Origin of the sequence: Halorientalis pallida (genome assembly GCF_049605515.1) — an archaeon.
GTDB lineage: Archaea > Halobacteriota > Halobacteria > Halobacteriales > Haloarculaceae > Halorientalis > Halorientalis pallida_A.
Genome location: NZ_CP187158.1, coordinates 1,368,373 through 1,381,296, shown reverse-complemented (window position 1 = coordinate 1,381,296; position 12,924 = coordinate 1,368,373). Strand labels below are relative to the sequence as shown.

The window sequence follows — 12,924 nt, the reverse complement described above, 5'->3', positions numbered from 1 at the left end:
CTCAAATGCCCTTGCTCACCAGGTGGTTCCGGAGGATGTCCGCTTCCGCGTTGCCCGGGAGCGTGTTGACCAGCACGACGGTGTCGTCGGGGCCGAACTCGCCCCGGTCGGCCAGCGCCGCCGCGCCGCTGGCCGCGACGCCCGCCGACGCACCGATCTCGACGCCCTCGGACTGGGCGATGCTCACCGCGCCTTCGAGGGCCTCGCGGTCCTCGGTGGCGACCGCACCGCCGTCGCTCTCCCGGATCGCCGCGAGTACGTCGGCCCCGCCCGCGGGGTCGGGTATCTCGATGCCGCCACAGATCGTGTCCGGCCGCTCCCAGACTTCGGTGTCCTCGTCGCCGGCCTCGAACGCCTCGACGACGGGCGCACAGCCATCTGCCTGTGCGGCGTACATCGCTGGTGTGTCCTCGACGATCCCCAGCTCTGCCAGTTCCTGCGCCCCGGCGTGTGCGCCGACGAGACCGACGCCCTCGCCGGTCGGGTAGACCACCGCGTCCGGCGCTGCCCAGTCGAGTTGTTCGACGAGTTCGTAGGCCAGCGTCTTCTGGCCCTCCCGGCGGTAGGGTGTCCCGAAGGGGGACAGCGAGTGCCAGCCCTCCTCGGCGACGGTCTCGCGGAACGAATCGACGGCGTCGCCGTAGCGGCCGCCGACGACCTCCATGTCGCCGCCGTGGACGTTGATCATCGCCTTGGCGTCGAAGGTCGCCCGCGAGGGGACGAACGAATGCGAGTCCAGTCCGGCGCGGGCGGCGTAGGCGGCCGCGGCCTGCCCTTCGATGCCCGTCGTGGGCAGGGCCACGTCCTCAGCGCCGGCCTCGACGGCCGCGGTCACCGCGACGGCCATCCCGCGGTCCGCGACGCTGCCCGTCGGATTCCGCCCCTCGTCTTTGACGTAGACCTCGCCGACGCCCCACTCGTCGGCCAGGTCGGGGCAGGCGACCAGCGGCGTCGCGCCCTCGTCCATCGTCACGAGCGTCTCGGCGGTGAAGGGGAGCAACTCGGCGTAGCGGGCGATCCCCTCGTACCGGCGGTCGGTGGCGGTCTCGGGGGTGAAATCCACCGCGTCGAGGTCGTATGAGACGGTCAGGTGGCCGTCACACGACGGACACGGGCCGGTCGTCTCGGCGGGGTCGAACGAGTCGCCACACGCTCGGCAGGTGAGGTCCCGAACGGCCGAATTGCGGGTCATGTCCGCCGTTCGGGGCGCGACGGACTAAGCCCTGTCCGTTCGCTCCCGGGCGGTCAGCGGTCGTGATCGTCGCCGTTGAACGCCGGCCCCGTCCGGCCGTCGGCCATCCGATCCATCGAGTCGGCCATCGACTCCATCGCCGCCGTCCGGCGCTCGTAGGCGGACGTGAACCACCTGACGAACCGCCAGACGACGTAGAGGCCGATCACCCACGAGGCGACGAGTCCGCCGAGGAGCGGTTGCTGGACGACGAGGAGGCTGTAGAGCACGACGAGCGTGGCGACCGTCAGGATCGCACCGAACGCGGCGTTCGACGCGAGTAGCGGCCGTCTGGTCGCACTCCCACCCGAACCGGAGGACGCTTCAGGGCACATCGACCCGGACTTGTCACGGCGTCTGAATAACCGTTGCCCTCGCGACCGACCGCGCGGGCTTTTAGTGGTCGCCGCCCCTTCCCCCGGTCATGACAGACGCCGTGGTCGTCGGTGGCGGACTGGCTGGACTGGTCGCGGCCCGCCACCTCGCCGACGCGGGCAGGGACGTGACGGTGCTGGAACGGCGCGACGCGGTGGGCGGCCGGGTCCGCTCGACCCGCGAGGACGGGTTCGTCTTCGACCGCGGCTTCCAGGTCCTCTTTACCGCCTACCCCGCGGCCAGGCGGGAACTGGACTACGACGCCCTCGATCTGCGCTACTTCTCTGCCGGCGCGACCATCGCCAACCCCGGTCGCCGGTCCGTGCTGGCCGACCCCCTCTCCAGTCCGGGCGACCTCTCTGACACGCTGTTCAACACCGACGTGACCCTGGGCGACAAGCTCAGACTGTTCACACTCCAGCGCGAGCTGAAGGCCGCCGACGTTGGGACGCTGTTCGATCCCGACGAGCGCCAGGACGTGCGGGCGTATCTGGAAGACAGGGGCTTCTCCGAGAAGTTCGTCGAGAACTTCGCCGCACCATTTTACGGCGGGATCACGCTGGACCGCTCGCTGTCGACCGACGCCGGCGTGTTCCGCTACACGTTCAAGATGCTTTCAGAGGGCGAGACCGCCGTTCCCGCCGACGGAATGGGGGCGATCAGCGAGCAACTCGCCGACCGCGCCCGCGCGGCCGGTGCCGACATCGAACTCGGGACCACGGTGACGGACCTCGACGCCAGCGAGGGTGGCGTCACCGTCGAGACCGACGGGGAGACGATCAGCGCCGACGGGGCGGTCGTCGCGACGGACCCGCCGACTGCGGCCGAGCTGACTGACGTGTCGGTCCCGACCGAGACCAGCGGCTGTGTCACCCAGTACTACGGCCTCCCCGGCCACGTCGAACTGGAGACCGGCAAGAAGATCGTCCTGAACGCCCGCGACGCGGAACCCAACCAGATCGCGCCGCTCTCGGCGGTCGCGCCCGAGTACGCGCCCGACGACCGGACGCTGGTGAGTGCGACCTGGCTGGGCGAGCGCGACGAGAGCGACGCGGAACTCCAGGCCCGCGGCCGCGAGGTACTGGGCCAGTGGTATCCCGAACGCCAGTTCGACGCCCTCGAACTCCTCCGGACCGACCGGATCGACGTGGCGCAGTTCACCCAGCCCCCCGGATTCCGTGCCGACCTCCCCGCGGTCGACGCGCCCGAGGGCCCCGTCGTCCTCGCGGGCGATTACACCCGCTGGTCGGCGATCCAGGGTGCACTGGAGAGCGGGCGGGTCGCCGCCCGGAAGTTAGAGTAGGTCGCGGAACTCGCCGAGGGGCGGGAACTCCCGGATCTCCTCGCGCTCGTCGTCCCAGACGATGGGTCGGAACTGGTCGAGGTCGCCGATCAGGGGCGAGTTCGTCGTGGCGGTGCCGCCGTAGCGCCGGTTGATCGAGACGCCCTCGATCAGGTGGGAGAAGGCGGGGAGGACGAGCAGGTCCGCTCCCTCGTAGACTTCGCGGCCGTAGAGATAGCAGTGCCACTTCTGCCCCTCGATGGTGATGGTGGGGTGGTCGTGGCCGACGACGTACAGATCGGCATCGGTCTCGGGTTCGAGGTGTCCGTGACAGACGACGGCCCGCCCCTCGTCGGTCCCGATCTCGAACTCGTGGGCGGTCGGGCCGGACCAGACCACGTCGAGCATCGCGTCGTGGTTGCCCGGCGTGACGAGCGGCGTCGCGCCCGTGTCCCGCACCGTCGTCTCCAGCGCGGTGACGGTCTCCTCGGCGGCCGAGGCGACCCGGTCGAACGAGTGGAGCAGGTCGCCGGCGAACACGACCGTCTCCGGGTCGTATCGGTCACAGAGTGCGGCCACGCGGTCGACGAGGTGGTCGCGCTCGCCGAGGGGGAGCGAGACGTTCGCCGCGGCGGCCTTCCCGACGTGGAGGTCGGCACAGACCAGTACGTCGCCGAGCAGGGCGGCCCGGTCTCGGTAGGTCACGTCCACACTCCCCGTCGGGTTCTGTGGTGTAAATGCCTGCCGTTAGCTGGCGTGTTGTTTGGCCGTGGTGTAGGCCTCGCGGACGCGTTTGAACTCGTCCTCGTCGCCGCCGTGGTCCGGGTGGACCTCCTTGACCTTCTCGCGGTAGGCGCGCTTGATGTCGTCGAGGCCGGCCCCGACCGGCAGGCCGAGGACGGCGTGGGCGGCCTCGCGCGGGTCGAGTTCACCGTCGGACTCGTCGTCGAAGCTGATCTCGGGCGTCTCGAAGGGGAGTCGTGCGCCGAGCGCGATACCCGGTAACTCGTGTTCGACGAGGACAGGAAACGTATCCGAGCGTTCGATGCGGTAGTACGCCCGGGCGTCGAAGGTGATCGCCACGTCGCGTTTGGGCAGGTAGAAGGCGACGTGTTGCCCTTCGACGAAGTGGCGCTCGGCGTACTGTTCGCCGATAGCGTCGAGATAGGTGCGGATCTCGTCACGGCGGTGTGATTCGCCGCTCGGTTCGCGGCCGTCGACCGCACCGCGGCCGGGAAATCTGGTGACCCCCACGTAGAACACGGCAGCGATTACGGCGCTGAGCGCGAGCCCGAGCAACGCCCCGTCGATGAGCCACTGTGGCAAACCCTCGAACACCTCCGGATACACGAACACGTTAGGGGATCATCGCTAAAGAACCCCTCGGAGCCGTCAGCCGATGTAGCGCAGGTCCTCGTCGGCTGGCCCCGCCGCCGCACTGCTCTCCATCTCCTGGATCTTCCGGACGACCTCCTCCATCTCCTCGGCCCGGTCTTCGAGCGAGCCGAAGTCGACCTCGAAGCCGACCAGATCTTCGAGGACCGTGAGGACCGCCTGCGCGCTCTTGGGGTCGACGAGATAGCCGCTGGTCTCGCCCATCAGGCAGGCCGCCTCGAAACCGCGGCGCTCGCCCAGGCCCAGCAGGAGGCCCGAGACGCCGACGATCCCGCCGGCCGGTTCGTCCTCGCGGAACTCCACGTCCGCCGCCTCGAGGTCCTCGACGAACCCCTCGTCGGTCGCGGCCCCGAGTACGTCGTACTCCTCGATGAGTTCGCCCGTCGGAACGCCCCCCAGGGCGAACACGCGCTCGACGCCGAACTCGTCGGCCACGTCGAGAATCCGGTCGGTCAGGCGGTAGTGGCCCTGGTTGTCCTGTGCCTGGTGGTCACCGGTCAACACGAGCAGGTCCTGCCCCTGTTCGGTCTCGACCGCGTGGAAGGCGGCGCCGGCGAGTTCCGAGCGCCCGTCGTCGATGCTGACCTGCGGCGGGAAGTGCTGTGAGTAGAGGCGGCGCACTTCCTCGCCGTCCAGTTCTTCGAGCAGGTGCTCGGCGGCGAGTTTCCCCACGTGACCCACGCCCGGCAGTCCCTCCACGAGCACTGGGTCCGTCAGCTCCGGGTCCGCGAGCGTCTCGATTTCGAACTCGTCCATACCCGCTACTGGCGGTTCCGGCGCTTAATAGCGCGTCGATATTCACCGTACCTGTCAGTTGGATCGAACGGCGCCGGGGCGCTGTTCTCCGCCGCGGCCCCACACTCCGGACAGGTCCCCGCCAGCGTGTACACCGGTCGCTCGTGGGCCGACTCCCAGGCCGAACAGACGCGGATATCCGATTTCATGACAAAAGCGGCGTGGCCGGAACGGTCGGTTACTCCTCGTCGGTGTTGCGTTCGCGGTGGTACTCGCCCGTGCCGCCGTGGTCGGCGACGACCGCGCTGGCGCGGTCGGCGCTCTGTTCGAGGTGGGACTCGGCGGTCTTGTAATCGGGCGCGCGGACGCGGATGCGGTACTCCGGCGAGCCGACGTAGGTGACTTCGAGTTCCACTTCCTCGGGGATCTCTCCGTTGCCCTCGGCGGCCTGCAGGGCCTCCTTGATCACGTCGACGCCGTCGGCCGTCGGGACCGAGAGGTCCACGTAGCCGGTGACGTTGACGTAGGGCACCGAGACGTTCTCGCGGGCGGTCTCGACGATCTGCTCGACCTCCTCGTCGTCGAGGTCGGTGTCGTCGAGGGCTTCCTGGCCGTGGATGGCCGCCTGCTCGAAGCCGTCGTACATCGAGCCGAACTCCGCGAGGAACTCGTTGGCGATGGCGGCGTAGGTCTCGTCGTCCAGGTCCTCGCCGAAGGCCAGTTCCATCCAGTTGTCGGCCTTCTGCTCGTTTTTCCACTCCTGGATCTTCTCTTTGCGCTGGTGGTCGTTGACGTCCTTGATCGAGAGGTCGACCTGCTGGGACTCCTCGTCGACTTCCAGCACTTTGGCGACGACCGTCTGGCCCTCGTTGACGTGGTCGCGGACGTTCTTGATCCAGCCGGAGGCGACCTCGGAGATGTGACACAGCCCGCGCTTGTCCTCGTACTCCAGCATGTCGACGAACACGCCGAAGTCCTCGATCTCGTCGATCCGGCCGACGACGAGTTCGCCGGGGTCGGGCCAGCCACTGTATTTCATCTATCGCGCCTCGACGGTGTCGGTGATTTCGCCCTCGATGGCCGCCTCGCCACCGGTCGGGGTCGCGAGCTGGTGGCCACACACCGCGCAGGCGACCTCCGTGGCGGCCTTGCCGAAGACGATCTGTTCGTTCTCACAGTCCGGACACGCGACGCTGTAGAAGTTTCCTGCCATTGTTACTCCTGGAATTCGAGTCGGCCGGCACGCCATCCCTCGCGGAGGTGGGCCTTGCCACACTCCGAGCAGCGGTACTTGAGGTCGGTCTTCTTGGTGGGCTTGTCCCCACCGGGCACCTTCGAGAACTTACCCTTGTTCCCGATCCCGGTGCCGCGTCGCTTGCGCTGGCGGTCGTTGACCTTCTTCATGCCCGAGGAACGCCCCGAGCGGACCTTTTCGACCTCCACTTCGTGGTGTTCGTTGCAGTGCGGGCAGTACGTGTTAAATCGGCGTGGCATCTCCATAGATATCTACCTTGTCCCGTGGTTAGACAGTGCCCGTTAAAACCCGTTTGGTTTCGGTATCCGCAATCGGCCGCGCTGGTGAGCGTGTGCGACCCGTCCACCGCCCGTTTTCTCGGCATCGAAGCGCTTAACAGCGATTCGGGCCAACCGGCGAGCATGAAACAGCTCATCATCAACGGGGACCCCGGTATCCGGAAAAACGCCGTCATCGAGTACGACGGCGAGGAGTACGTCTGTTTCGCCGTCGCACGGCAGGGCGACTGGCACGGCCCCGACCGGGTCCAGTTGTGGTGTACCGTCGGCTCCGAGGACGAACGCGAGGACTACCAGTACCGCCGGTACATCCCCAACCACCTCGACACGATGTCGGCCGACGCCGAAGCCGTCACCGTCGTCGAGTCCGCGACCTAGAGCCTCGACTGCTCGACTTCGTAGATAGTCACCGCGTCCCACTGTTTCGCGACCGTCACGCCGTCGACCTCGTCGACGGTGATCCCCTCCAGCGAGGTCCCGTAGGTCGCCCGTTCTGCCGGCCCGACGTAGACGTACCGCACGTCGTACGCTTTCAGCAGGGCCGCGCTCTCGTTGGGGTCGCCCGTGTAGATCGTCGTGAGATCTGCGGCCCGGCGGTCGTACGCTTCCTGCCCGCGGTAGCCAATCTCGTGGTGCCAGCCCAGAACCGTCGGCACGCCGGTCAGACTCGACGGCGCGCTGGACCCGCCGTTGCGCTCGCCGTCCCAGACGTAACTCCCGGGTGCGGTGGTGATCGTCGGTCGACCGTCCAGCCTGTCGATCCAGCGGATCGCGGCGGCCTCCTTCGGGTGGACGCGCTCGACGAACGCCGTCGCGTCCAGCGTCGGGTCGTCGGTCTGGGCGTACACCGAGTCGCTGGCGAAGTGGCTGGTCAGCGCGAGGCCGCCGTACACCGACGTGCCCGCGATCAGGAGTGCGGCGAACACCTGCAGGGCGGGTCGCCAGCGGCCACCGCTGAGTGCGAGTCCCGGCCGGTGTCGCCAGACCAGATGCGCCAGCGCCGCGCCGGCCGCGACCGCCCACAGCGCCCAGACCTGCGCGTAGGTCTTGAACACCGTGTTCATGCGGCCGGGGCCGGCCTGCTCTTTGACGTAGACGAACTCGACGAGCAGGACCAGTCCCGCGCCGGCGACGAGCAACACCGTCTCGAAGCCGGGGAGCGGGAGCGAGCGTCCGTCCGCGTCAGCCGATTCGTCGCCCCCTGTGCCGGCGTCCCCGTCGCCACCGTCGGCGCTCACGGCAGTCTCGGCGTCCGCCCGGTCGGATCGAAGCCGGTCCCCCATCCGCGTGCCGACGCCGCCGGGCAGGTCCCGCCAGCGGAGCAACGCCCAGCCGACGCCGACCAGCGGGAGGAAGAGGACGACCGCGGACGCCTGGCTCAGGACCGCGATCACGGCGACGACGGCGAGCATCGCGGCCGTGCGCCAGCCGTCCCGGAGCCGCGGGAGCGCGTGCCGGAGCAGGTAGGGGACGAACACCGGCAGGAACGTGCCGTGAACCAGCACGAGCGCGCCGAGACCGCTCCGGGGCGGGAACAGTGCGATCTCACGCCCGCTGGCCGCGATCAGCCAGAACGGCGCCGAGAGGAGGAGTCCGCCGACCACGACGACGGCCCCGGACCCCGCGGCGATCAGTAGCGTCAGGAGTTCGTCCAGCCGCCAGTCGTCGGTGTCGAGCCACTCGGCGACCGGTTCGGGCAACAACGTCCGGGCGGACGCGGGCGCGAACAACACCGTGAGTACCGTCAGCCCGGCGACGCTGGGGAACGACCAGGTGTTGACGACCGCCAGCAGGCCGGCCAGCGCCGGGAGCACACCGAACAGGAGTCCGCGCCGTCGCCAGACCGCTTCGGCCGGCGTCAGGTAGTACGCGAGACACACCGTCGCGGCCAGCAGGAGGAACGGCGGCCCCATCATGTGGGCGTGGAGGTCGCCGTTGAGCCAGGCGAACAGGGGGAACTCGTTGATCGTCCCGTCGATGACGCGGCTGGCGTCCCAGTAGTCGAACTTCCCGAGCCCGTTCGCGAGGCCGTCCGTCTCGACGCCGAGTATCTCGATCAGCGCGCCGATCAGCCCGTCGAGGACCGCGAAGACGAGCCGGACTGGGGTCAGGACGGTGCCGAGGATGCCGCCCAGTCCGCTCAGGGCCGCCGCCCAGCCGTCGACGAGTCCGACCACCAGCCGGAGCGGGGTCGTGAGGTTGCTCGCGATACCGACGAAGAAGGCACCGAAGACGCCGCCGAGCCACCGCGGACTGTCCCGGCTGGCGGCGACGGACCCCGCGAGCCCGTAGGCCGCGGTGACGAACGCCGCGAAGTAGCCCGCCAGGGCGAGGTTGTAGGCGAAGCGAGCCTCGGTCGCGGTGAGCCGGGCCAGCAACGAGGCCAGCAGGTGCCCGCCGTAGTAGTAGCTCACCGGTTCGCCGGCGAACCACATGTCCTCGGGCGGGAGCGTCTCGGCTCGCAGGAGCGACTGGAGCAGGCCGAAATCGAGGAACTTCTCGCCGCCCGGCGGGTGGACGGCGGGGTCGACCGCCCGGATCGCGACGAGAAAGAGGAAGGCGAGGGTGAACACGCCGACGGTCTCGGCGAGGACGCGGCGATCCAGTTCGACGCCGCGCCAGGCGACGAGGCCGCCCGCGAGGGCGAGCAGGGCGGCGACGGCGACGAACGGTGCGGCATCGAGCGAGACACGACCGACCCAGTAGGCCACGAGCCAGACGACGGTGAACGAGCAGACGAGGGCCACGCCGACACCCCGGTCGGCGAGGCGACCGAACAGCGCGTCGGCCAGCGGGAGCCCGGCCAGAAGCAGGGCCAGGAAGACTCCCAACCACAGGGCGACGAGCAGGAACTCCATCACCTGTGGGAGACGCCCCCGTGCCTATACCTTTTCTTGTTCGCCACCGTATCGAGACGAACCGTTTTTACTCACCCCGCGGAATTCTGGAGACGATGAGCCGGTCCCTGGGTGTCGTGGTCCCCGCCTACCGCCCGGACGTTGAGCGACTGTCGGCATACGTCGAGGCCATCGACCGGCGACTCGACCCGGCGGCCATCCGCATCGAACTCGACGCCCCCGACGAGCAGGTGCTCGACCGCCTCCGCGACCTCCCAGCCTCGCTCGGGGTCGTCCCCTATCGCCGCGGGAAGGGGGCGGCGGTCACCGCCGGGTTCGAGGCGCTGTCGACGGACGTGCTCGCCTTCCTCGACGCCGACGGGAGTACGACGACGGACTCGGCGGCCGCCGTCGTCGAGCCCGTTCTCTCGGGCGAGGCCGACCTCTCTGTCGGATCCCGACGCCACCCCGACGCGACCGTATCGGACCACCAGACGACGGCCCGCCGGTGGCTCGGCGAGGGCTTCGTCTGGCTCGCCCGTCGGTTGCTCGACGCGAAACTCCACGACTACCAGTGCGGCGCGAAGGCGATCACCAGGACGGGCTGGGAACGGATCCGGGAACACCTCTACGAGGCGGGGTTCGCCTGGGACATCGAACTCGTCGCCATGGCGGCCGCGTTCGACCTGCGGATCGCGGAGGTCCCGATCACCTGGGAAGATCAGCCGGGCTCGACCGTCGAACCGATCCGGACCTCGATCCGGATGGCCAAGGCGCTGTTCACCGCCCGGCATCGGGTCAAGCAGGTCCGGAACAGCCGACTCCACACCGCCATCGCGGACCGCCGGGAAGACGAGGAGGCCCTGATCGACAAACGATGAGTGACCGGGAACTCCCACGCAAACTGGACTCGCTGTTGTCCGGTGTCCGATTCGGGCAGTTCGTCTCAGTCGGGGTCGTGGGTCTGATCGCCGACACGATCACCCTCGTGGCCCTGACGGAACTGGTCGGCGTCGAGCCCTGGCTCGCGGGCCTGCTGAGCATCGAGGCGGCGATTCTCGTGATGTTCGCGGTCAACGAGCGCTGGACGTTCGCGGGCGTCGGTGAACCGGGAAAACTGCTGCGGCGGCTGGTGAAGTCCCACGCCGTGCGGTCGGTCGGGTCGTCGGTGCAGTACGGCATCTTCTACGGACTCGTGACGTTCGCCGGAATCTCGGTGACGCTGTTCGGGAACGACATCTGGTACCTGTTCTCGAAGTGGATCGCGGTCGGGGTCGCGATGTTCGTCAACTACGCGTTCGAGAGCCTGTTCACGTGGCGTGTTCACGCGGAGTGATCACGGGAGAAATTGACGGACGGCTTCGGAATCACAACCCTTAATTGGCGGTCGGGTTTACGAAGGTGTAGCGGGATGGGATAGCCAGGAGATTCCGGCGGGCTCATAACCCGCAGATCGGTAGTTCAAATCTACCTCCCGCTACTTTTTGACGCGACCAACGACGAGGAGCGAAGCGACGAGTCCCGGGAGCGTCAAAAATGGCAGAGTAGATTTGAGCCCTGCCACGAGCGACCGACGGGAGCGAAGTGGCTCCGGTTCAAATCTACCTCCCGCTATATTCTGTCGCTCACAATCCGTGAGCGACGAATGTAGACCGTTGTAGTTTGAACGAGAGAAACGCGAGCGGTGCGAGCGTTTCGCGTAGTTCAAATCTACCTCCCGATATTCTCGCGACGAACAAATCCGTGAGTCGCGAGAATCAGTTGTGTCGATTTGAACCCTGCCACGAGCGACCGACGGGAGCGAAGTGGCTCCGGTTCAAATCTACCTCCCGCTACTTTTTGACGCGACCAACGACGAGGAGCGAAGCGACGAGTCCCGGGAGCGTCAAACATGGCCGAGTAGATTTGAAGTAGACCACGAGGGAGCGACGCGACCGACGTGGGCGTAGTTCAAATCTACCTCCCGCTATATTCTGTCGCTCACAACCCGTGAGCGACGAACATGCGTCCCAGTCTGAACGAGAGAACGGTGAGCACACCGAGCGGTTCGCCTGGTTCAAATCTGCCCCCCGCGATGATTTATTTACGTGTCGCGAAGGACGGAGACGCGTATGGAGAGCGAACAGGGAACGACGGTGATTCGGACGGAGTTGTTCGTCGCGCTCTGTAGCCTGATCTCCGCATTTCTGATGTTCCCCACACGTCGACCGGGTGGCTGGCCGATTGCAGTCGCTGTCGCAGTGACGAGTGGCGCGATCTTCCTCGTGGCGGACCGGAGTCGTCGCGGGTTGTGGCTGCTGATCGGCACCGGGATGCTCTTTCTGTGGGTTCTTCCCATCGCTATCGCGACAGACGTTCTCACTTTCGGTGTCGTCCCGTGGATCGTTCTCGGTGTCGTGAGTGCGTTCACGCTCAACCGGGTCGTCTTCGGACTCGTTCGGCCCGTGCCGGCGTTTCGGCGGCAGCGTCGGGGCCTGCGATAACCGTCCCTCGAACGCTATTCTACGGCGGACACGGGATCTATCGTGCCGACTCGCGCTCCCGTTGCCACGCCCGGAACAGCGCACCGACGAGGCCGATCGCGCCGACGACGGCCGCCGCACCACCGGTGACGACAGCCACCAGATGTGCGAGCGTCCTGTCCTCTGCGGGGTCACCGACGACGACGCGGAGGCGATAGACCGACCCCTCGTAGCGGACGTAACTCGCGTTGGGACGCTGGTCGGGGTCGACCCGAGTGGACCCGTTCGCGTCGAGCGCATCGCTGACGAGTCGGCGGTCGCCGTCCGAGAGGTTCTGGAAGGCGGTGATCGTGGCGTCGTCGGGCGGGTCGACGGCGGTGAGTTCCAGCGTCTGTGGGCCGGCGGCCTGTTCGGGGGCGGTGGCGATCACGTAGCCGGTGCCGGCGAGACCGAGGACGAACAGGGCGGCGAACGCGAGGACGAGTCGCATCGCGTCAGTCGTCGCCGAACTCGTCGACGACGACCACTTCGCCGTCGACCACGTCGACGTTGATGAGCGTCTTCACGTCGTAGTCGGAGCCTTCGATCTTGTTCTCGCCGCCGACCTTCTTGATGACGGCGACCACGTCGACCACGTCCGCGCCGATGTCTTCGAGCGCGCCGGTCAGCGCCTTGAGGGTGCCGCCGGTCGAGAGTACGTCGTCGAGCAGGAGGACGCGGTCCCCTTCGTACACGTCGTTGACGTACATCTCGCTCTCGGAGTAGCCGGTGACCTGCGAGAGCGAGACTTCTCCGTCGAGGCCGTACTGGCGCTTGCGGACGACGACCAGCGGGATGTCGGTCATCAGGGAGACGGCCGTGGAGATGTGGATGCCCATGGCCGCGGGGGTGACGATCTTGTCGACGTCTTCGAGTTCGGCTTTGCGGATGATCTTGATGACGATCTCCCGGAGCAACTCGGGTTTGAGCATCGGCACGCCGTCGCTGATCGGGTGGACGAAGTAGTGATAGCCGTTCTTCTCGATGATCGGGGCCTCGCGAAGTGACTCCTGCAGTCGATCCATGTCGCGCGAG

Annotated in this window: 17 protein-coding genes and 1 tRNA gene; 6 read left to right on the top strand and 12 right to left on the bottom strand. The window is 67.6% G+C overall.

Translation table 11 applies throughout. The features are described from left to right. Window position 1: 1 nt before the first annotated feature. Both ACOZ4N_RS08750 and ACOZ4N_RS08745 read right to left on the bottom strand, forming a co-directional pair. Window positions 2-1,192, bottom strand: a complete 1,191-nt coding sequence (locus ACOZ4N_RS08750; RefSeq protein WP_424019544.1) for a threonine synthase — start codon at window positions 1,190-1,192, stop codon at window positions 2-4. 53 nt (window positions 1,193-1,245) lie between these two features. Next, window positions 1,246-1,566 (bottom strand): hypothetical protein, encoded by a 321-nt coding sequence (locus ACOZ4N_RS08745; protein ID WP_424019543.1) that lies wholly within the window; start codon window positions 1,564-1,566, stop codon window positions 1,246-1,248. Window positions 1,567-1,655: 89 nt separating this feature from the next. Here ACOZ4N_RS08745 and ACOZ4N_RS08740 point away from each other — a divergent pair, with 89 nt between their 5' ends. Next, window positions 1,656-2,909, top strand: coding sequence for an NAD(P)/FAD-dependent oxidoreductase (locus ACOZ4N_RS08740; RefSeq protein ID WP_424019542.1), 1,254 nt, complete (start codon window positions 1,656-1,658; stop codon window positions 2,907-2,909). Here the strand turns inward: ACOZ4N_RS08740 and ACOZ4N_RS08735 are convergent. From ACOZ4N_RS08735 to ACOZ4N_RS08705, 7 genes are all read right to left on the bottom strand, one after another. After that, window positions 2,901-3,593, bottom strand: coding sequence for a metallophosphoesterase (locus ACOZ4N_RS08735; RefSeq protein ID WP_424019541.1), 693 nt, complete (start codon window positions 3,591-3,593; stop codon window positions 2,901-2,903). The two genes, ACOZ4N_RS08740 and ACOZ4N_RS08735, sit on opposite strands and share 9 nt — an antisense overlap. Window positions 3,594-3,635: 42 nt before the next feature. After that, the gene (locus ACOZ4N_RS08730; protein ID WP_424019540.1) at window positions 3,636-4,214 is read right to left on the bottom strand and encodes a J domain-containing protein; all 579 of its coding nucleotides are present in this window, start codon (window positions 4,212-4,214) and stop codon (window positions 3,636-3,638) included. Window positions 4,215-4,280: 66 nt separating this feature from the next. Continuing rightward, the gene (locus ACOZ4N_RS08725) at window positions 4,281-5,039 is read right to left on the bottom strand and encodes a proteasome assembly chaperone family protein (RefSeq protein ID WP_424019539.1); all 759 of its coding nucleotides are present in this window, start codon (window positions 5,037-5,039) and stop codon (window positions 4,281-4,283) included. A gap of 5 nt (window positions 5,040-5,044) precedes the next feature. Beyond that, the gene (locus ACOZ4N_RS08720) at window positions 5,045-5,227 is read right to left on the bottom strand and encodes an RNA-protein complex protein Nop10 (protein ID WP_424019538.1); all 183 of its coding nucleotides are present in this window, start codon (window positions 5,225-5,227) and stop codon (window positions 5,045-5,047) included. Between the two features lie 29 nt (window positions 5,228-5,256). Beyond that, the gene (locus tag ACOZ4N_RS08715) at window positions 5,257-6,057 is read right to left on the bottom strand and encodes a translation initiation factor IF-2 subunit alpha (RefSeq protein ID WP_424019537.1); all 801 of its coding nucleotides are present in this window, start codon (window positions 6,055-6,057) and stop codon (window positions 5,257-5,259) included. Continuing rightward, the gene (locus tag ACOZ4N_RS08710) at window positions 6,058-6,231 is read right to left on the bottom strand and encodes a 30S ribosomal protein S27e (RefSeq protein ID WP_092693317.1); all 174 of its coding nucleotides are present in this window, start codon (window positions 6,229-6,231) and stop codon (window positions 6,058-6,060) included. It abuts the gene before it with no gap. A gap of 2 nt (window positions 6,232-6,233) precedes the next feature. Beyond that, window positions 6,234-6,518, bottom strand: a complete 285-nt coding sequence (locus ACOZ4N_RS08705) for a 50S ribosomal protein L44e (protein ID WP_077205237.1) — start codon at window positions 6,516-6,518, stop codon at window positions 6,234-6,236. A gap of 156 nt (window positions 6,519-6,674) precedes the next feature. Here ACOZ4N_RS08705 and ACOZ4N_RS08700 point away from each other — a divergent pair, with 156 nt between their 5' ends. After that, a complete protein-coding gene (locus ACOZ4N_RS08700; protein WP_424019536.1) occupies window positions 6,675-6,929 on the top strand; it encodes an HAH_0734 family protein in 255 nt (84 codons plus the stop codon). Here ACOZ4N_RS08700 and ACOZ4N_RS08695 read toward each other — a convergent pair. Beyond that, a complete protein-coding gene (locus ACOZ4N_RS08695; RefSeq protein WP_424019535.1) occupies window positions 6,926-9,409 on the bottom strand; it encodes a DUF2298 domain-containing protein in 2,484 nt (827 codons plus the stop codon). The genes ACOZ4N_RS08700 and ACOZ4N_RS08695 overlap by 4 nt on opposite strands. A gap of 95 nt (window positions 9,410-9,504) precedes the next feature. On the opposite strand from ACOZ4N_RS08695, the gene ACOZ4N_RS08690 reads away from it, so the two are divergent. The 4 genes from ACOZ4N_RS08690 to ACOZ4N_RS08675 all read left to right on the top strand — a co-directional run bounded on the left by ACOZ4N_RS08690 (window position 9,505) and on the right by ACOZ4N_RS08675 (window position 11,871). Beyond that, window positions 9,505-10,269 (top strand): glycosyltransferase, encoded by a 765-nt coding sequence (locus ACOZ4N_RS08690; protein WP_424019534.1) that lies wholly within the window; start codon window positions 9,505-9,507, stop codon window positions 10,267-10,269. Further along, window positions 10,266-10,724, top strand: coding sequence for a GtrA family protein (locus ACOZ4N_RS08685; RefSeq protein WP_424019533.1), 459 nt, complete (start codon window positions 10,266-10,268; stop codon window positions 10,722-10,724). The genes ACOZ4N_RS08690 and ACOZ4N_RS08685 overlap by 4 nt, the downstream gene beginning before the upstream one ends. Window positions 10,725-10,793: 69 nt before the next feature. Then, window positions 10,794-10,868: transfer RNA gene (locus tag ACOZ4N_RS08680), tRNA-Met, on the top strand. Between the two features lie 631 nt (window positions 10,869-11,499). Further along, window positions 11,500-11,871, top strand: a complete 372-nt coding sequence (locus ACOZ4N_RS08675) for a hypothetical protein (protein ID WP_424019532.1) — start codon at window positions 11,500-11,502, stop codon at window positions 11,869-11,871. 37 nt (window positions 11,872-11,908) lie between these two features. Here ACOZ4N_RS08675 and ACOZ4N_RS08670 read toward each other — a convergent pair whose 3' ends face one another. Further along, a complete protein-coding gene (locus ACOZ4N_RS08670) occupies window positions 11,909-12,340 on the bottom strand; it encodes a hypothetical protein (protein WP_424019531.1) in 432 nt (143 codons plus the stop codon). Between the two features lie 4 nt (window positions 12,341-12,344). Then, window positions 12,345-12,914 (bottom strand): hypoxanthine/guanine phosphoribosyltransferase, encoded by a 570-nt coding sequence (hpt, locus tag ACOZ4N_RS08665; protein ID WP_424019530.1) that lies wholly within the window; start codon window positions 12,912-12,914, stop codon window positions 12,345-12,347. Between the last annotated feature and the right edge of the window lie 10 nt (window positions 12,915-12,924).